Origin of the sequence: Stenotrophomonas rhizophila, assembly GCF_007667275.1 — a bacterium.
Classification (GTDB): Bacteria; Pseudomonadota; Gammaproteobacteria; order Xanthomonadales; family Xanthomonadaceae; genus Stenotrophomonas; species Stenotrophomonas maltophilia_AE.
In genome coordinates this window covers 466,081-484,663 of sequence record NZ_VDQT01000002.1, presented here as the reverse complement: position 1 = coordinate 484,663, position 18,583 = coordinate 466,081, and the positions used below count along the sequence as shown (strand labels likewise).

16 protein-coding genes are annotated in these 18,583 nt (G+C 68.9%); 10 read left to right on the top strand and 6 right to left on the bottom strand.

The window, feature by feature from the left end:
- Window positions 1-7: 7 nt before the first annotated feature.
- Both FSZ13_RS08235 and FSZ13_RS08230 read left to right on the top strand, forming a co-directional pair.
- On the top strand, window positions 8-529 hold the full coding sequence (locus FSZ13_RS08235; RefSeq protein WP_145479059.1) for a PH domain-containing protein: 522 nt from the start codon (window positions 8-10) through the stop codon (window positions 527-529).
- A complete protein-coding gene (locus FSZ13_RS08230; RefSeq protein WP_260844122.1) occupies window positions 526-2,112 on the top strand; it encodes a PH domain-containing protein in 1,587 nt (528 codons plus the stop codon). Before FSZ13_RS08235 ends, FSZ13_RS08230 begins: the two co-directional genes overlap by 4 nt.
- On the opposite strand, the gene FSZ13_RS08225 is transcribed toward FSZ13_RS08230, so the two are convergent.
- Window positions 2,030-3,088, bottom strand: a complete 1,059-nt coding sequence (locus tag FSZ13_RS08225; protein WP_145479500.1) for a CDP-glycerol glycerophosphotransferase family protein — start codon at window positions 3,086-3,088, stop codon at window positions 2,030-2,032. The genes FSZ13_RS08230 and FSZ13_RS08225 overlap by 83 nt on opposite strands.
- On the opposite strand from FSZ13_RS08225, the gene FSZ13_RS08220 reads away from it, so the two are divergent.
- Both FSZ13_RS08220 and FSZ13_RS08215 read left to right on the top strand, forming a co-directional pair.
- A complete protein-coding gene (locus FSZ13_RS08220) occupies window positions 3,087-3,905 on the top strand; it encodes a glycosyltransferase family 2 protein (RefSeq protein ID WP_145479058.1) in 819 nt (272 codons plus the stop codon). The genes FSZ13_RS08225 and FSZ13_RS08220 overlap by 2 nt on opposite strands.
- A 43-nt stretch (window positions 3,906-3,948) precedes the next feature.
- Complete coding sequence (locus FSZ13_RS08215; RefSeq protein ID WP_145479057.1) at window positions 3,949-5,076, top strand: glycosyltransferase; 1,128 nt, start codon at window positions 3,949-3,951, stop codon at window positions 5,074-5,076.
- A gap of 33 nt (window positions 5,077-5,109) precedes the next feature.
- Here FSZ13_RS08215 and FSZ13_RS08210 read toward each other — a convergent pair whose 3' ends face one another.
- The 5 genes from FSZ13_RS08210 to def form a co-directional block, all read right to left on the bottom strand.
- On the bottom strand, window positions 5,110-6,312 hold the full coding sequence (locus tag FSZ13_RS08210; RefSeq protein WP_260844121.1) for an O-antigen ligase family protein: 1,203 nt from the start codon (window positions 6,310-6,312) through the stop codon (window positions 5,110-5,112).
- A gap of 160 nt (window positions 6,313-6,472) precedes the next feature.
- The gene (locus FSZ13_RS08205; RefSeq protein ID WP_145479055.1) at window positions 6,473-8,197 is read right to left on the bottom strand and encodes an ArnT family glycosyltransferase; all 1,725 of its coding nucleotides are present in this window, start codon (window positions 8,195-8,197) and stop codon (window positions 6,473-6,475) included.
- 23 nt (window positions 8,198-8,220) lie between these two features.
- On the bottom strand, window positions 8,221-9,552 hold the full coding sequence (rsmB, locus tag FSZ13_RS08200; RefSeq protein WP_145479054.1) for a 16S rRNA (cytosine(967)-C(5))-methyltransferase RsmB: 1,332 nt from the start codon (window positions 9,550-9,552) through the stop codon (window positions 8,221-8,223).
- Window position 9,553: 1 nt separating this feature from the next.
- A complete protein-coding gene (gene fmt / locus FSZ13_RS08195) occupies window positions 9,554-10,477 on the bottom strand; it encodes a methionyl-tRNA formyltransferase (protein ID WP_145479053.1) in 924 nt (307 codons plus the stop codon).
- Between the two features lie 99 nt (window positions 10,478-10,576).
- Window positions 10,577-11,089 carry a peptide deformylase gene (def, locus tag FSZ13_RS08190; RefSeq protein WP_145479052.1) on the bottom strand — a complete coding sequence of 171 codons (513 nt, stop codon included), beginning with the start codon at window positions 11,087-11,089 and terminating at the stop codon, window positions 10,577-10,579.
- Window positions 11,090-11,214: 125 nt separating this feature from the next.
- Here def and FSZ13_RS08185 point away from each other — a divergent pair, with 125 nt between their 5' ends.
- The 6 genes from FSZ13_RS08185 to FSZ13_RS08160 all read left to right on the top strand — a co-directional run bounded on the left by FSZ13_RS08185 (window position 11,215) and on the right by FSZ13_RS08160 (window position 18,544).
- A complete protein-coding gene (locus FSZ13_RS08185; RefSeq protein ID WP_145479051.1) occupies window positions 11,215-12,348 on the top strand; it encodes a LysM peptidoglycan-binding domain-containing protein in 1,134 nt (377 codons plus the stop codon).
- A 71-nt stretch (window positions 12,349-12,419) separates the two neighbouring features.
- Window positions 12,420-13,559 (top strand): DNA-processing protein DprA, encoded by a 1,140-nt coding sequence (dprA, locus tag FSZ13_RS08180; protein WP_145479050.1) that lies wholly within the window; start codon window positions 12,420-12,422, stop codon window positions 13,557-13,559.
- Window positions 13,560-13,601: 42 nt separating this feature from the next.
- Entirely contained in the window at window positions 13,602-14,075 is a 474-nt protein-coding gene (locus tag FSZ13_RS08175) for a DUF494 family protein (RefSeq protein WP_145479049.1), read from the top strand.
- A 39-nt stretch (window positions 14,076-14,114) separates the two neighbouring features.
- On the top strand, window positions 14,115-14,897 hold the full coding sequence (locus tag FSZ13_RS08170; protein WP_145479048.1) for a pilin: 783 nt from the start codon (window positions 14,115-14,117) through the stop codon (window positions 14,895-14,897).
- Window positions 14,898-14,944: 47 nt separating this feature from the next.
- Entirely contained in the window at window positions 14,945-15,853 is a 909-nt protein-coding gene (locus tag FSZ13_RS08165) for an RDD family protein (RefSeq protein ID WP_145479047.1), read from the top strand.
- 189 nt (window positions 15,854-16,042) lie between these two features.
- Complete coding sequence (locus FSZ13_RS08160; RefSeq protein ID WP_145479046.1) at window positions 16,043-18,544, top strand: DNA topoisomerase I; 2,502 nt, start codon at window positions 16,043-16,045, stop codon at window positions 18,542-18,544.
- The last annotated feature ends 39 nt before the right edge of the window (window positions 18,545-18,583 follow it).

Here is an 18,583-nt window from a genome sequence, read left to right as displayed (position 1 = left end):
ACCCGCCTTGTCCGACCTCGCCGATACGCCTTCGCCCTTGCCCCCACCGCTGCCCGCGCCGGGCGACTGGCAGCCCCTGCCGCGCCGCGCGGCCACGCTGGCCGGCATCGCCGGCGCGATCACCGGCGCGATCGTGATCGGCGGCGTGCTGGGAACACTGTGGGTGGTGCTGGACATGCCGATGCGCTGGTTGGGGGCGGTGGCGATGCTGCTGCCCGGCGCGCTGGTCGGCGCCTTCTTCGGCTACCGCCGGCAGCGCCGCACCTGGTGGCGACTGGACGCACAGGGCCTGGGCGTGCGCCGTGACCTGATGTGGCAGCTGGAAACCCGGGTGCCGCTGTCGCGCGTGCAGCACCTGGACCTGCGCCGCGGCCCGATCGAGCGCACCGCCGGGCTGGCCACGCTGGTGGTGCACACCGCCGGCAGCCGCTTCAGCGCGGTGTCGCTGGCGGGACTGGACCAGGCCGACGCCGAGCGCCTGCGCGATACGCTGGGCCGCCAGCTGGACCAGGACGACGACGCGCTGTGAGTACGCCGGTAGCTGACGACGCCGCGCCCGACCAGCGCCTGCATCCGTGGTCGTGGCTGTTCGTGCTGCTGATGCAGCTGCGCCAGTTCCTGCTGCCGCTGGTGGCACTGCTGGTGTTCGGCGGCCGGGGTGACAGCGACAGCGAGGAGATGTGGTCGAACCTGGCCGCGCTGGTGGTGATCGTGGTGCTGGTGGCGAGCTCGATCCTGCAGTACCTCACCTACCATTACCGGATCGGCCGCGATGCGATCAGCGTGCGCAGCGGGGTGATCGCGCGCAACCGTCGCGAGATCCCCTTCGCACGCATCCACAACGTGGTAGTGCACCAGAACCCGCTGCATCGGCTGTTCGGCGTGGCCGAGCTGCGCCTGGAATCGGCCGGCGGCAATCGCCCGGAAGCGGAAATGCGCGTGCTGCGGCTGGACCAGGCGCTGGCGCTGGAACAGCTGGTGCGGCAACGCGGGCAGCAGGCGGTTGCCAGTGGCGACGAGGCTGCCAGCGGCGCCGATGCCCCGCCCACCGCAGCGCCGGCCGACACCGTGCTGCTGCAGCTGGGTACCGCCGACGTGGTCCGGATCGGACTGCTTTCCAACCGGGGCTGGGTGGTGGTCCTGGCCGCGATCGGCGCGTCGTACCAGCTGTTCCCGCGCGGCGCGGTGGATGACGCGATCAAGTACGGCGGGCGCCAGGCCTTCGGCTACGCCAACACGCTGCATCCGGCGACCTGGGTCTGGGTGGTGGCGGCGCTGGTGATGGTGGCAGCGTTCTGGGGGATGCTGCGTGTGTTCTCGGTGGTGTTGGCCCTGCTGCGCTACCACGGCTTCCGGCTGACCGAGCACGAGCGCCGGCTGACCGTGGCCAGCGGTCTGCTCACCCGCATGCGCACCAGCGTGGCGCGCCGCCGCATCCAGGCCTGGACGTTGCGGGAAACGGCCTTGCAGCGTTGGTTCCAGCGCCGCCAGCTGCGCATCGACATCGCCGCGGGGGTGTCCAACGATGGCGAGCGCCGCGACCTGCGCGAACTGGCCCCGCTGGCCACGCCCGACGCCTGTGACGCGCTGGTGCAGCACCTGCTGCCGCAGCTGCAGTGGCCGCCGCCGCAGTGGCGCCCGGTGCCGCTGCGTGGCTGGTGGCGGCTGTGCCTGCCGGCCTTGGCGATCGTGCCCCTGCTGGCCGCCGGCGCGGTCCGGGAAGTGGGGCCGTGGGGCGCGCTGCTGCTGGCGTGGCTGCCTTGGTCGGCGCTGCGTGCCTACCGCACGATGGCGCGCGCGGGGTATTACCTGGACGCGCGCTATGTGGCGGTGCGTGGCGGCTGGTGGCAACGCTGGTGGCGGTTCGCCGAGCTGGACAAGCTGCAGTCGCTGCGCCTGAGCCGCTCGCCGCTGGACCGGTGGCTGGGCACGTCCAGCGTGTGGCTGGACACGGCGGGCGCCAGCGGCAGCATCGCGCTGTGCCTGCGCTATCTGCCCGAGGCCGAGGCGCGGACGGTGTTCGAGCATCTCAACGCCGCGCTGGCCCCCAATACCCCAGGTCCCTGCGGATCTGCAGGCCACGCGTCCACGCGCCGAACGGCTTCCGCTTGAGGGTGCCCATCTCCCCCGCCAGGAAATCCTCGGTGGCGGCAATGACCCGCTCGCTGGAGCGGCCGTCGCGCCACGGATGGATGTCGTCGGCGTAACGGCGGATCTCGGCCATCAAGGCCGGTTCCGGCTGCAGCGCGCGCGCCAGCATCAGCGGCAGCTGGGCCGGATCGTCGAAATCGATCATGTGCGGCTGCGGCACGCGGTTGCGGAAGGTCACCACCGGTTTGTGCTGCACCACGAACTCCGAAACGATCGACGAGGTGTCCGACACCAGCACGTCCGCCGCACGCTGCGCGGCCATTACCTGCTCCGGTTCGATGAAGGCGGCATTGGCACCGGCCAGCGCGCGGTATTGCGCGAACAGTTCCGGCGGGCACTTCGGGTGCAGGGTCAGCAGCCAATAATGGTCCCCCCGGGCGATATCGGCGGCGATCTGCTCGTACAGGTGCGGCGCCGCGCTCAGGCGCTCGGTAAAGGTGGAACCGAACAGGATCACCGGCCGGCCGTGGGCAGGCGCGCGCAGCGCGGCGCTGGCGCCACCGTCGTCCAGGAACAACGGGTCCAGCTTCGGCCAGCCGGTTTCGGCCACGGCGAAGTGGCCTTCGCGCGCGGCCAGCTCGCGGAACGGCGCCGTCGTCGCCGGGCCCTGGGTGCAGTACAGGTCGAACAGCCCGCGCACCCGGAAGTGGCCACGCGCACTGTCGCGCTTCTGTACGTTGAAACCATGGAAGACCTGCACCTTGGCCCCGGCGATGAACGGCGGCACCCAGTTGGCCGCGCTGAACACCGCGCGCGGACGCAGCGCCAGGGCCTGCTGCAGGCCCACGTCCGGCACGCCCGGCAGGCTCGCCCCCGCCGCCCCATCGGCGAACCATGCCGACACCGATTGGCCGGAGGCGTGCAACGCCTGGGCCAACGGGGCGAGAATAGGCAGCGCATAGCGCTCCGTCGCAAACAACAGGTACTCGGCCATCATGTCCTCCACGACCGCTCCCGTTGAACGGCCTCGCATCACGGGCTGCATTATCGCGTTCAATGAAGCAGACCGCATCGGCGATTGCCTGGCCTCGCTGGCCTTCTGCGACGAGGTGATCGTCGTCGACTCGTATTCCACCGATGCCACCGTGGCCATCGCCACCGCCGCCGGCGCACGGGTACTGCAACGCCCGTTCGACGGCTTCCGCAGCCAGAAGGCATTCTGCGTGGAACAGGCCGCGCACGACTGGGTGCTGTGCCTGGATGCCGACGAACGGGTCAGCGACGACCTGCGCGCGGCAATCCTCGCCGCCCAGGCGGCGGGCTTCGCCGACCACCATGGCTACCGCTTTGCCCGGCTTTCCGAGTACTTCGGAAAGTTCCTGCGCCATGGCAATGCCTACCCGGACCGGGTGCTGCGGCTGTTCGACCGCCGCCATGGCGGCTGGCGCGGCAAGCGCGAGATCCATGAGGCGGCCAGCGTGGATGGCAGCGTGGGCACGCTGCGCGGCGACCTGATCCACTACCCCTACCGCTCGCTGGAGCAGCAGCTGGCCAAGACCCAACGCTATGCGCGGATGATGGCCGAGCACGAGTTCGCGCGCGGCAAGCGCGCCACGCTGGCCAAGCTGGTGCTCGCCCCCGCGTGGCGCTTCTGGCGGGGGCTGCTGCTGCGCGGTGGTTTCCGCGATGGCTGGCATGGCCTGGTGTATGCCTACGTGCGCGCCAACTACGTGCGGCAGAAGACCATCATGTTGTGGATGCTGCAGCACGGGCAGCCGGTCAGCGACCCGCCGCGCGCACGCGACGCCAGCTGAACACGGGTGTGGCAGACTTCCCGGGCGTTTACCCAAGGCTCCCATGAAGATCCTCTACACCAACTTCCACGCCGGCGACGGCGGTGGCCACACGACCTACCTCGCGTCGCTGGCCCGCGCGCTGTCACCCCGCCACCAGCTGTTCGTGGCCGCGCCCGGCAACAGCCGGGTGATCCGCGTGGTGCGCGCCGAAGGCATCGCCACGCCGGTGGAAATCGCCTTCAGCAGCGGCCTGGCCACGCTCGGTCGACAATGGGCGGACCTGCGCACGCTGCGCGGCTTGATCCAGCAGCACGACATCGACATCGTCCATGCCAACGGCGCGCGCGACCACCGGGTGGCGATGGAAGCGGTGGCCGGGCTGCCGCGCAGGCCGAAGCTGGTGTTCACCAAGCACAACAGCAAGTCCGCCAACACGTTCGGCAACGCGGTGCGCGCACGCTGGGGCACCGACCGGGTCATCGCGGTATCCGAGCACACCCGGCAGATGCTGCTCGACAGCCCCTACCGGCGCTGCCCGATCGACGTGGTGCGCAATGGCGTGGACCTGCAGCGCTTCGCCCCGGTCGATGCCGCGGCGGGGGCCGCGCTGCGCGCGCGCTGGACGCATGATCCCGAGGCGCTGGTGCTGGTAAGCAACGCCGGAACCGACGGCCATAAAGGCTGGATCGACCTGGCCCGGGCGCTGGCGATCCTGCCCGAACCACTGCGCGGCAAGGTGCACATGGCCGTGGCCGGGCGCGAGCCGGATCCACGGCTGGTCGCTGAAGTGCAGCAGCTCGGGGTGGCCGCGCAGGTGCATTTCGCCGGCCTGCTGGATGACATCCGCCCGTTCGTGGCCAGCGGCGATGCCGGCTTCGTGCTGTCCTACGATGTGGAGACCATCTCGTTCGCATGCCGCGAAATGATGGCGATGGGCAAGCCGGTGATGGTCAGCGACTACGCCGGGCTGCCGGAGAACATCGAGCACGGGCGCAACGGCTGGATCGTGCCGGTGCGCGATGTGGCGGCGATTGCCGCGCAGGTGCAGGCGCTGTATGAGCAGCGGCGGACGTTGCCGGCTGTCGGCCAGGCGGCGCGGGCGCATGCGGTGGCGGCATTTGGGTTGGAGACGTTCAGTGCGTTGACTGAAGCTAGTTATGCTGCGGTGTTGGGTGGGGCAGCCGGCTGACAGCCGACTAACAGTCGGCTCTACACGTCGGCTCTACCGGTCGGTGCTGGTGCGCAGGCGCAGGGGGTCTGACAGGGCCAGGAAGAACGCGATCCAGGTGGCGTAGAACGAGGCGGTGCGCATGTCGCGGAACATCATTTCGGTGATGCCGAACACCGCGAAGCCCACGCAGATCATCAGTCCGGCGCCGGCGAACAGGCGCGTGGGCCGGTCGGTCACGTCCAGCCGCAGGCGGCGCGCGAACAGCCAGCCCGGTGCGATGTACAGCAGCACCAGGCCCAATCCGCCCAGCACGCCGTACGTGGCCAGGAAGTACAGCAGGTCGTTGTGGGTCTCACCGAAGTCGCGCGCCACCGTCGGGGTGACCTGCTTGGCCTGGGCCAGGTTGGCCAGCTCCTCGCGGAAGCGGTCGCCGCCGCCGATCCCGAACACCGGTTCGCTGCGGATCATGTGCCCGGCCGCGCTCCACAGCTGCAGGCGGATGCACACCGAGGTGTCGGACAGGTGCGCCACCTGGCATTGGTCGAATTCGCTCACGCCCAGGTGGATGCGCTGGCGCATCGAGGCATCGCTGGCCACGATGACGCCGGCCACGGCCAGCAGCACCGCCGCCGCGAGCAGCTTCAGGCGGTTCATGCGCCGGCCCTGCACCAGCATGGCGATGAACAGGAAACAGGGAATGGCCAGCAGGCCGCCACGGGTCTGGGTGGCCAGGAAAGCGCCGACGCCGGCGATGCCGCTGACCAGCTTCAGCGCGAATTCGGTGCGCCGGAACCGGGTGATGCGCAGGCCCAGCAACAGGAAGGCGATCATCGAGAACAGCAGGGTCAGGTCGCCGTAGGTCACCGCGTTGAACTGCCGGGTGGCCGGCCGCTCGCCGGTGCTCAGCACCAGCCAGGCCACGTTGAGCACCGCGTACCAGATACCCCCCAGCAGGCCGAGCGCGGCGTGCGCCAGGACATGCCGCGGAATGCGCAGGGCCGCGGCCAGGATCAGCCCCACGCTGAGGAACCGCGCGGCCTTCTCGACCTCCGAGCCCTTCCAGAGGCCGTGTACCGCCAGGCTGGTGAGCACCCCCACCAGCAGCACGGCCATGCCCGACACCATCCACAGGTATTCGCGACGGTTGTCGCACCAGACCGTGCCCTGCACCGGACGGCGCACCCACGCCAGCACGATGACGCTGAGCAGCACCAGCCCGTAATAGCCCGCACTGCCACCGTCCATCGTCGACATCAACAGCACCGGCGAAAGCCCAAGCGCCCCCGTGAACACCCATGCCAGGATTGGGTTGATGCCGGCAGGACGGGAAAGCGCGTTGTTCACGTTCGATGCGGGTCGGGCGGAGCGGTCGGCATTGTGGCTGATCGTTTGGGAATGATCCATGAGCGTGCGGCTATTCCTCACCGTCCTCCTTGCCCTGCTCCCGACGGATCCGCGCCAGGTCCACGGCATTGGGCTGGCAGGGCCCCACGAAGGCCTCCGCCGGCACCAGCCACCAGCCTCGCCGGTTGGCCACGCCCACCCGTTCGGCCCGGCTGCGGTCCACGCACGCGAGCAGTGCCGCCTGCTGTACCAGCAGCCAGCGCCGCTCCGGCGCCTCGGCCTGCCAGGCCGCACCGTCCTGCAGCTGCAGGTACCATCGCCGCTTGAAGCCGAACGTCCGCACCGGGCGGTCGGACATCAGCAGGTTCTGCTCCTTCCAGCCGACCAGCGCCAGCTCCGCGTCCGGCCCGATCCGTTCGCCCGTCTGCTGCATCAGCCCGCGTGCCGAGCTGGAATCATTGAACAGCGGATAGCCGACCAGGCCGTAGGCCACCCACGCCATCGCCAGGATCGACATCACTGCCAGGTGGAAGCGGCGCGGACCACTGAACAGCAGGCTGACCACGCCCCAGCTGCCCAGCGCGATGCCGACCCAGCCCAGTGCGGCGGTGACCGAGGTGTCGATGCCCCGCTCCAGGATCAGCTTGCGCTCGAAGCCCGGTTCGCCCCCCAGCATCGCCACGCCCACGCCCAGCAGGGCCAGGGTCAGCAGCGCGGCGAACCCGCCCAGCAGCCACTGCACATCGCGCCTGCGCAGCAGGCCCGGCAGCAGCGGCGCCAGCGCCAGGCAGAACATCGGCAGGGCCGGCAGGATGTAGACGTCGCGCTTGCCATGCGGAATCGAGAAGAACAGCACGATCAGCAGCCACCAGCCCAGCAGCAGCAGGTAACGCGGGTCGCGCCGGCGCAGACGCCGCCACCAGGCCGGGATCGCCCAGGGCACCAGCAGGAAGGCCGGGATCCACATCGACGGCATCGTGGCCAGGAAATACCACCACGGCTGGTGGTGGTCCCACGATTGCGCGTAGCGCTTGGCCGTCTGCCGGAACAGGATGTCGTCCATGTAGGCGCGGTATTCGGCCGAGCCGCTGCTGGTGGCAGCCAGCACCATCGGCACCAGCCACAGCGCCACGGCCAGCACGAACGCCAGCGGGCCCAGCCAGAAGCGCCAGTCGCGCAGGTCCAGACGCACGCGCGGCCAGCCCAGCGCCACCGCGACCACCGCCGGCACCAGCATGAACAACGCCAGCACGCCCACGCCCTTGGTGATCACCCCCAGCCCGGCCGCGAACCAGCCCAGCCACCACCAGCGCCAGGCCGGACCGCACAGCAGGTGGCGCAGCAGCCCGTAGTTGGCCAGGGTGATGAAGAACACCACCAGCGGGTCGATCTGGGCTTTCTTGGCTTGGAAGGTGAAGTGCACCGCGAACAGCAGCGCCCAGGCCGCGTACAGGCCCACTTTGCGGGTCCACAGGCGGCGGCCGAGGTCGTACACGCAGGCCAGGGTGCCCAGTGCGGCCAGCAGCGTGGGCAGCAGGAACGCTACCCGCCAGTCGCGCAGCAGCGTGTACAGGGTGGCCTGCAGCCACATCAGCATCGGCGGCTTGTCCGAGTAGAGCTCGGTTCCGCGATGCGGGAACAGCCAGTCCCCGCTGAGCACCATCTGCTTGGCGACCAGCGCGAAGCGCGGCTCGTCGGAGGGCCAGGGGTCGCGCATGCCCAGCCCGGCGCCCAGCACCAGCAGCGCCATCAGGGCCAACAACCAGAATTCCCGGGATTCGCGTGTTTTCAGCATGGCGCGATTCTACCCGGGCAGGATCAACCCTTCTTCAGCAGGCGCGCGTAGAAGAAGCCGTCAGCCCCGTGTTCGCCCGGCAGGCGCTGGCGACCGGCCCAGGAATCGTGGCCGTAGGCGTCACCCAGTGGCAGGAACCCCGCCCGCGGGGTGCGCTGCAGGAAGGCCTCGATCTGGAACTGGTTCTCTTCGCGCAGGATCGAGCATGTCGCGTACAGCAGGGTCCCGCCGGGGGCGAGCATGCCGAAACACGCATCCAGCAGGCGGGCCTGCAACCCCACCAGCGCCGGAATGTCGGTGGCGCGGCGATGCAGCAGCACGTCGGGCTGGCGGCGGATGATGCCGGTGGCCGAACACGGCGCGTCGAGCAGGATCACATCGAACGGTTCGCCGTCCCACCAACTGGCCGGGTCGGTGGCGTCGGCCGCCCGCACCTGGGCGTGTTCGCCCACGCCGGTGCGGGCGAAGGTTTCACTGATGCGCTTGAGCCGGCGCGGGTCGATGTCCAGCGCCAGCAGGCGCAGGCTGGGATCGCGCTCGAGCAGGTGCGCCGACTTGCCGCCGGGCGCGGCGCACGCATCCAGCACGCGCGCACCCGGACGCGGCGCCAGCGCATCGGCCACCTGCTGTGCCGACAGGTCCTGCACCGACAGCGCGCCGTCGGCGAAGCCGGGCAGCGAGGCCACCGCCACCGGCACCGGCAGCCGGATCGCATCGGCGCCCAGGTCGGTGGTTTCGGCTGCAATCGTGGCCGCCTGCAGGCGTTCCAGCATCGCCTCGCGGCTGCCGTGCTGGCGGTTCACCCGCAGCCACAACGGGGCCGGCTGCAGGCTTTCATTGAAGATGGCGTCGGCCTGGTCGGGCCAGTCCTGCTCGATCTGCTCGGCCAGCCACTTCGGGAACGCGTCGCGTGCCGGCAACGCCGGAATGCCCTCGCGCTGGGCGCGGCGCAGCAGGGCGTTGACCATGCCGGCCTGGCGCTCCCGGCCCAGCGCGCGCGCGGCCTCGACCGTAGCCGAGAGCGCGGCGTGCGCGGGCAGGTCCAGCGCATCAAGCTGGGCGAAACCGACCAGCAGCAGGGCGCGCAGGTCCTCGTCGCGGGCGCCGAGCGGGCGCTGCATCCACTGCGCCAGCGCCGCGTCGTACGCGTTGCGCCGGCGCAGCACGGCAAAGCACAGCGCTTCCAGCAGGGCGCGGTCGCGGCTGTCGTCCAGGCTGGGCAGGGCGGTGTTCAGTTCGGCCTTGAGCGAGCGGCCGCGGCCGATCACCTGGGCCAGCACACGCGCGGCAAGCACCCGCGTGGGGACGCCCGGGGCCAGCGCGGACAAGGATTGGCTTGCGCGGGGCTGTGCCATCTCAGTTACCCACGACCAGGTCGCGACGTGCGTTGAGGTAGTCGGCGGCGGTGATCGCCTTGCCGCCTTCGCGCTGCAGCACCCGCAGGCGCAACGCGCCCTGGCCGCAGGCGATGTCGATGCCTTCGCGGCCGGCGGCCAGCAGGGTGCCCGGCGCCTTGCCCTGGTTGTCGGCCAAAGCCACCGCGCCATGGATGCGCACCCGCTCGCCGGCCAGCTGCGCTTCGGCAATCGGCCATGGGTTGAACGCGCGCACGGTGCGCTCCAGCGCCGGGGCGTCACCGGACCAGTCCAGCCGCGCCTCGGCCTTGTCCAGCTTGTGCGCGTAGGTCACGCCCTGCTCCGGCTGCGGCTGCGCGATCGGCTTGAGGCCGGCGCGCAGCAGGCCGAGGCCGTCGGACAGCACCTGCGCGCCCAGCTCGGCCAGGCGGTCGTGCAGCGAGCCGCCCAGTTCGCCGCTCTGGATCGGCGTGTGCTGGCGCAGCAGCACCGGACCGGTGTCCAGGCCGGCTTCCATCTGCATCAGGCACACGCCGGTTTCGGCATCGCCGGCCTGGATGGCGCGCTGGATCGGCGCAGCGCCGCGCCAGCGCGGCAGCAGCGAGGCATGCACGTTCCAGCAGCCATGGGTCGGAATGGCCAGCACCGCCTTGGGCAGGATCAGCCCGTAGGCGACCACCACCATCAGGTCCGGCTGCAGCTCGCGCAGCTGCTGCTGGGCCTCGGCAGTCTTCAGCGATTCGGGCTGGAACACCGGGATGCCGCGGGCGATCGCCTCCAGCTTCACCGGCGAGGGCATCAGTCCGCGGCCGCGACCGGCCGGGCGGTCCGGCTGGGTGTAGACGCCCACCACCTCATGGTGGCGCGCGGCAGCGCGCAGCGAAGACACGGCGAACTCCGGCGTTCCGGCAAAGACAATCTTCATGGCGTTCCCACTTGCAGAAAGAAAAACGGCGCCGGATCCCGGCGCCGAGCAACCGGTCGCGGCGCGCGGGCGAACCGCGCTGCCGCGCCCGTGGCCAGGTCAGGCAACGTGCTTGCGCGACTTGGCCAGCTTCTTGCGGACCATCTCGCGCTTGAGCGGCGACAGATAGTCGATGAACAGCTTGCCGTCCAGGTGGTCCATCTCATGCTGCACGCAGACCGCCAGCAGGCCATCGGTGGTCAGCTCCTGGGCCACGCCCTGGCGGTCCAGGAAGCGCACGGTGATGGTGTCGGCGCGGGTCACGTCGGCAAAGATGCCGGGGACCGACAGGCACCCCTCCTGGTAGACCTGGCCACCTTCGCTGGTGACGATCTCCGGGTTGATGAACACCAGCGGGGTGTTCTTCTCTTCGCTGACGTCGATCACCATGAAACGCTTGTGGACGTCGACCTGGGACGCCGCCAGGCCGATGCCGGGGGCGTCGTACATGGTCTGGAACATGTCGTCGAGCAGGGTCTGGAAGGCCGGCGTGGTCACTTCGGCGGCGTCGATCCGCGCCGCCTTGGTGCGCAGGCGCGGGTCCGGGAACTCAAGAATGGGCAGGATGGCCATGGCAAATACCGTTTGGGGGCGCCCTTAAAGCGGCGTACGTCGCAATTCTATCGCCAACGCTTGCCCTGCGCCCCGGTTTCTGGACTATAGTGCGCGAACCTGTTGGGGAATCAGGCACCACACCTATGTTTGAAAGAACTCGTACGGTCCTCGCCGTCGCGATGCTGACCGTCGCTACCTATGCTACCGCCGTTGAAGTGAATGGCGGGCACCCGGAAACCTACGTCGTCCAGAAGGGCGATACCTTGTGGGACATTTCCGCGCGCTTCCTTAAAAAGCCGTGGCTGTGGCCGGAAATCTGGCAGGCCAACCCGCAGGTCAAGAATCCGCACCTGATCTATCCGGGCGACGTGCTGAGCCTGGCCTACCTGGATCGCGTCGTGGCCCAGCCCGGCCCGCGCCAGGAACAGCCGATCAACGCGCTGCCGCTGGACCAGATCGAACCCTTCCTGAAGCAGCTCAGCGTGGTGGACGAGATCGACTCGCTGCCCTACGTGGTTGCCCTGGAAGACAACCGGCTGCGCGCCACCACCGGCCAGACCGCCTACGTACGCGGCCTGGACGGCGCCGAAGTGGGCCAGCGCTGGGCGGTGGTCCGTCCGACCGTGCGCTACTCGCTGCCCAAGCCCACCGAGGACCTGACCGCCAATGGCGATGTCACGCCCGGCAGCGGCAACCTGTGGAAGAACTTCGTGGCCGCGCCCAGCAAGCGCAACGAGATGCTGGGCTACGAGCTGGCCCAGCTGAACGTGGGCACCGTGGTCAAGCTGGCCGACGGCCAGTCCGAAGTGACCACGCTGGCGCTGCAGGGCCGGGTCGACGGTCGCGAAGTCCGTGCCGGCGACCGCCTGGTCCCGGTCGAGGCCAACCCGTACGACCTGCAGTTCTTCCCGCACGCACCTGCCGCCCAGACCGAAGGCCTGGACATGCGCGTGCTGGCGGTGACGGACATGTACCTGGCCGGCGGCCCGCGCGATGTCGTCGCGATCTCGGCCGGCAGCGCCAACGGCATCGACAACGGCACCGTAGTGTCGCTGTGGCGCCAGGGTCGTCACGTGGCACACCGCATGCAGTACCCGAACTCCTCGCGCATGGACGACTCGCTCACCTCCGGTGCCGGCCGGGTCTCGCTGCCGGATGAGTACGCCGCCCACGCGATGGTGTTCCGCACCTTCGACAAGGTCAGCTACGCGCTGGTGATGCAGGGCGTGAAGCCGGTCCTGGTCGGCTATTCGGCCAAGCACCCCGACGCGCAGTAACCGTAAAACCTGACGCAACAACGCGACGGCGCCCCAGGGCGCCGTCGTCGTATGCGGGCTAGCCTGAGCGGATGCCTGCCGAACTGAACTGTTCCACCGAGGCGCTGCTGCGCCTGGTCCTGGCCGGTGGCGCCATCGCCCCGCGCCGCCTGCTGCTGTCCCGCTTCGACGACCCCGCAGCCGCCCTGCGCGCCGGCCCGTCCGCCTGGCGCGCCGCCGGGTGCACGCCCGAGCAGCGTGCCCTGCTCGCCCTGCCCGAACCGCGCGCGCTCGCCCGCGCCCTGGCCTGGCTGGAACACCCCGGTCGCCACCTGCTCGCGGCCGGCGATGCCGACTACCCGTGCCTGCTGCGCGAGCTCGACACCGCGCCGTTGGCCTTGTTCATTGCCGGCGACCCTGCCGCGCTGTGGCATCCGGGCGTCGCCGTGGTCGGCAGCCGCACGCCCTCGCCCAGCGGCGCCGAGCTGGCGGCGGAATTCTCCGCCGCACTGGCCCGCAGCGGGCTGGCGGTGGTCAGTGGGCTGGCCGCAGGAGTGGATGCGCGCGCCCACCAGGCGGCGCTGGATACCGCCGGCGGACGCACCGTGGCGGTGGTGGCCACCGGCCTGGACCTGGCCTACCCGCCCCACCACGCCGACCTGCAGGCCCGCGTTGCCGAACGCGGTGCGGTGGTGAGCGAATACCCGCCCGGCACCCCGGCGCGCCCGGGCCAGTTCCCGGCCCGCAACCGGATCGTCGCCGGGCAGACCCTGGGCACGCTGGTGATCGAGGCGGCCCTGCGCTCGGGCGCGCTGATCACCGCCCGGTTGGCCGCCGAGGCCGGGCGCGAGGTGTTCGCCCTGCCCGGCTCGGTCCGCAATCCGCGCGCCCGCGGCTGCCACCGGCTGATCCGGGACGGCGCGCAGCTGGTCGAGGACCCGGCCGAGGTGGTTGCCGGGCTGGGCGGGATCGCCGCCCGGCTGGGCCAGGCCTTGCGTTCGCGCCTGGGCGCCCCCACTGAACAGGCACGGCCAGCACCGACTGCCGCCTCCCCCTCTCTCCCACCGGACTACCAGCGCTTGTGGAAAGTCCTGGATGAAAACCCAACGGGTATGGATTCATTGATCCAGCGCAGCGGATTGACGGCAACGCAGCTGTCGGCCATGCTGCTGATCATGGAACTGGATGGAAAGGTGGTTGCCAGGCATGGCCGCTACTGTCGAAAACCCTAGTTTCTTCACCTCCACAGCGTCGTCGACGCAGGCCGAGGGGCAATGAAAGAGAGCATTCTGGATGTCCTGCTGTACCTGTTTGAACACTATTTCAGCGAAGACGCGGACATCGTCCGTGATCGCGATACCCTCCAGAACAGCCTGATACAGGCCGGCTTCAGCCCCACCGAGATCAACAAGGCGTTCGACTGGCTCGATGCCCTGGCCGAACAGCGGCCGGCGGTCAGCGTTGCCCGGGTCGACGGTCCCGTGCGCATTTTCCATGGTCCGGAGCTGGACAAGCTCGACGTGGAAGGCCGCGGCTTCCTGATGTTCCTGGAACAGCACGGCATCCTCGACGCCAACCAGCGCGAGCTGGTGCTGGACCGGGCCATGGCCCTGGACCAGGACGAACTGGACCTGGACGACCTGAAGTGGGTGGTGCTGATGGTGCTGTTCAACCAGCCCGGCGCCGAAGCCGCTTACGCCTGGATGGAAACCCAGATGTTCGTGGACGAACCGGAACCGCTTCACTGACCGTACACTGGGCGCCTTGCGCATTCAGGGGAATGGATAGTGAGCCAGTGGTTCTATGCAGAAGGAAATCGTCAGCAGCGCGGTCCGCTGGCGTCTGAAGAGTTGATCGCGCTGTACCAGTCCAGCCGCATCGCGCTCGACACGCTGGTCTGGCGCGACGGGCTGCCGCAGTGGCAGCCCCTGGGCAGCGTGGCCGACGAGCTGGGCCTGGTGATCGCACCGCCGCCGGCCGTCGAACCTGCCCCGGACGCACCGGTGCTGGAGCCGGCCGTGCCGACCCCGCCGCGCATTCCCGGTTTCGATACGCCTGAACCGCGCAACGCAGTGCCGGGCCCGGCGCCCGCCTATGCCGCCTCACCCGCTTACGCCCGTACCGCGCCCCCGCCGAAGAAGACCTCCGGCTGCCTGGTGATCGGGCTGGTGCTGGGCATCGGCTTCCTGGTGGTCATGGGCATCCTCGCCGCAATCGCGATTCCTGCGTACAACGACTACCTGCATCGCGCCAAGGTGGCCAATGCGGTAGGCATCGTGTCGCAGTTGAAGAACCAGGTCACCGTGTTCGCGATGGACACCGACCGCTGCCCGGTGAACGGCGACGACGGCTTCCAGAGCCCCACCTCCTACGCCGCCGAGTACGTGGGTGCGGTGCGCATCGGCCGCTTCGGCGAAGACAAGTGCGGCATCGAAATGGAGTTCTCGGTGCCGGACAAACGCGCGCTGGATGGCAAGATGCTCTGGTTCGAGTACGACATGCAGAGCCAGGAGTGGACGTGCAGCAGCGATCTGGACACGAAGTACGTCCCGGCGCAATGCCGCGGCTGAGCCGCATCTTCACAATTTACGGATGAATCCAGAAGGGGAAGTACGCAATGACTGAGTGGTATTACGCCGAAGGCCAGCAGCGCCAGGGCCCGTTGCTGGCCGAAGAGCTGCGCCAACGCTTCCAGCGCGGCGAGATCAGCCTCACCACGCTGGTCTGGCGCGAAGGCTACCCGCAGTGGAAGCCGGTGTCCGAAGCGGTGGACGAACTGCAGCTGCAGAACCTGACCAGCGCGAGCGAAAACCTCGGCAGCGGTTTCGACCTGCGCGGTGACTACAGCGCCATCGACAACGGCACTGCGCCGCTTCCCGGTACCGGTGGTGGCACCTACTCGCCGTACACCGCGCCGGGCGCAACCGACAGCTACGGCAGCGCCGTGGTCACCGGCGGCGAAGTGGTCTATGCCGGCTTCTGGAAACGCTATGCGGCGTACTTCCTGGATTCGGTCGTGGTCGCCATCATCAACGTCCCGGTCAGCCTGGTGTTCAACCTGATCGGCGCGGCCAGCGGCAACGAGACCCTGGCGGTCGTGCTGAGCATGGTGGCGATGCTGGGCGGCTTCGTGATCGGCATCGGCTACTACGCCGGCTTCCACGCCTCCAAGGGCGGCGCCACCCTGGGCAAGATGGCCGTCGGCATCAAGGTCGTGCGCAGCGATGGTGAGCGGATCACCTTCCTGCGCGGCGTCGGCCGCTACTTCGGCTTCATCCTGAGCAGCCTCACCCTGATGATCGGCTTCATCATGGCCGCCTTCACCGAGCGCAAGCAGGCGCTGCACGACATGCTGTGCGACACCCTGGTGGTGGACAAGTGGGCCTTCACCGAAAATGCCGGCTTCCAGGAACGCGGACTGGGTACGGTGACCATCGTGATCCTGGTCATCAGCGGCATCCTGACCGTGGCCAGCATCGCGCTGGTGATCGCCATGTTCGGGGTGATTGCCTCCACCATGTCCTGAGCGGCCCTCACACCCGGCCGCTTGACATGGGCGGCCCCGGCGTGATTCCTCTTACAGGCGCAAAACCTGAACGCCCGGCGCATAACCGGGCGTTCAGTTTATGGAAATCGACGGCTGCCCTTCACTAATGCGGCCTTTTGCTCCACCCTAGCGCCCTCCCCCGGGCTGCTGCCCACAGAAATCAACGACATGCCCAAGCACCTGCTCATCGTCGAATCGCCTGCCAAGGCCAAGACGATCAACAAATACCTCGGCAAGGACTTCACCGTCCTGGCCTCGTATGGGCATGTGCGCGACCTCGTCCCCAAGGAAGGTGCGGTCGACCCCGACAACAACTTCGCGATGCGCTACGACCTGATCGACAAGAACGAGAAGCACGTCGATGCCATCGCCAAGGCTGCCAAGGGCGCTGACGACATCTTCCTGGCCACCGACCCGGACCGCGAAGGCGAGGCGATCAGCTGGCACATCGCCGAGATCCTGAAGGAACGCGGGCTGGTCAAGGACAAGCCGATGCAGCGCGTGGTCTTCACCGAGATCACTCCGCGTGCGATCAAGGAGGCCATGAACCACCCGCGCGCCATCGCCAGCGACCTGGTCGATGCCCAGCAGGCGCGTCGCGCGCTGGATTACCTGGTCGGCTTCAACCTGTCACCGGTGCTGTGGCGCAAGGTCCAGCGCGGCCTGTCCGCCGGCCGCGTGCAGAGCCCGGCGCTGCGCATGATCGTGGAGCGCGAGGAAGAGATCGAAGCCTTCATCGCCCGCGAGTACTGGAGCATCGATGCCGCCTGCGCGCATCCGTCGCAGCATTTCAATGCGCGCCTGATCAAGCTGGACGGGCAGAAGTTCGAACAGTTCACCGTGACCGACGGTGACACCGCCGAAGCCGCCCGCCTGCGCATCCAGCAGGCCGCGCAGGGCGCGCTGCATGTCACCGACGTGGCCAGCAAGGAGCGCAAGCGGCGCCCGGCGGCACCGTTCACCACCTCCACCCTGCAGCAGGAGGCCTCGCGCAAGCTGGGCTTCACCACCCGCAAGACCATGCAGGTGGCGCAGAAACTGTATGAAGGCGTGGCCATCGGCGACGAAGGCACCGTGGGCCTGATCTCCTACATGCGTACCGACTCGGTCAGCCTGTCGCAGGACGCGCTGGCGGAAATCCGCGACGTGATCGCCCGCGACTACGGCATTGCCGCGCTCCCGGACAAGCCCAATACCTACCAGACCAAGTCCAAGAACGCCCAGGAAGCGCACGAAGCGGTGCGCCCGACCTCGGCCCTGCGGACCCCGGCGCAGGTCTCGCGTTACCTCACCGACGACGAGCGCAAGCTGTACGAGCTGATCTGGAAGCGCGCCGTGGCCAGCCAGATGATCCCGGCCACGCTCAATACCGTCAGTGTCGATCTCTCTGCCGGCAGCGAGCACGTGTTCCGCGCCAGCGGCACCACCGTGGTGGTGCCCGGCTTCCTGGCCGTGTACGAGGAAGGCAAGGACAGCAAGAGCGCCGACGACGACGACGAGGGCCGCAAGCTGCCGGCGATGAAGCCGGGCGACCGCGTGCCGCTGGACCGCATCATCGCCGAACAGCACTTCACCCAGCCGCCGCCGCGCTTCACCGAAGCGGCGCTGGTCAAGGCGCTGGAAGAATATGGCATCGGCCGGCCGTCGACCTATTCGTCGATCATCCAGACCCTGCTGTTCCGCAAGTACGTGGAGATGGAGGGCCGCAGCTTCCGTCCGTCCGACGTCGGTCGGGCGGTGTCCAAGTTCCTCTCCAGCCACTTCACCCAGTACGTGGACTACGACTTCACCGCCAAGCTCGAAGACGAGCTCGATGCGGTGTCGCGTGGCGAAGAAGACTGGATTCCGTTGATGGCCCGCTTCTGGGAACCCTTCAACCAGCTGGTGGAAGAGAAGAAGGAATCGGTCGATCGCGCCGAGGCCAGTGGCGCGCGCGAGCTCGGTACCGACCCCAAGACCGGCAAGCCGGTCAGCGTGCGGCTTGGCCGCTTCGGGCCGTACGCAGCCATCGGCAGCACCGCCGAGGACGCCGAGGACAAGCCCAAGTTCGCCTCGCTGCGCCCGGGCCAGTCTATGCACACCATCAACCTGGAAGACGCGCTGGAGCTGTTCCTGATGCCGCGCGCGCTGGGTGAGGACAAGGGCGAGGACGTCAGCGTGGGCATCGGCCGCTTCGGCCCGTTCGCCAAGCGCGGCAGCACCTACGCCTCGTTGAAGAAGGAAGACGACCCCTACACCATCGACCTGGCCCGCGCGGTGTTCCTGATCGAAGAGAAGGAAGAGATCGCCCGCAACCGGATCATCAAGGAATTCGACGGCAGCGAGATCCAGGTATTGAACGGCCGTTTCGGCCCGTACCTGAGCGACGGCAAGATGAACGGCAAGATCCCGAAGGATCGCGAGCCCGCGTCGCTGACCCTGGCCGAAGTGCAGCAGCTCATGGAAGAAACCGGCAAGCCGGTGCGCAAAGGCTTCGGCAAGAAGGCGGCCAAGAAGGTCGTGGCCAAGAAGGCTGCGGTGAAGAAGGAAGCGGCACCGAAGAAGGCGGCCGCCAAGAAGGCGCCAGCCAAGAAGGCGGCGACGAAGAAGGCCGCAGCAAAGAAAGCGCCTGCCAAGAAGGCGCCCGCCAAGAAGGCAGCGGTCAAAAAGGCCGCCACCAAGAAGGCCTGAGACAGGTAGCGCCCGACCGTTGGTCGGGCGTAAATCCGG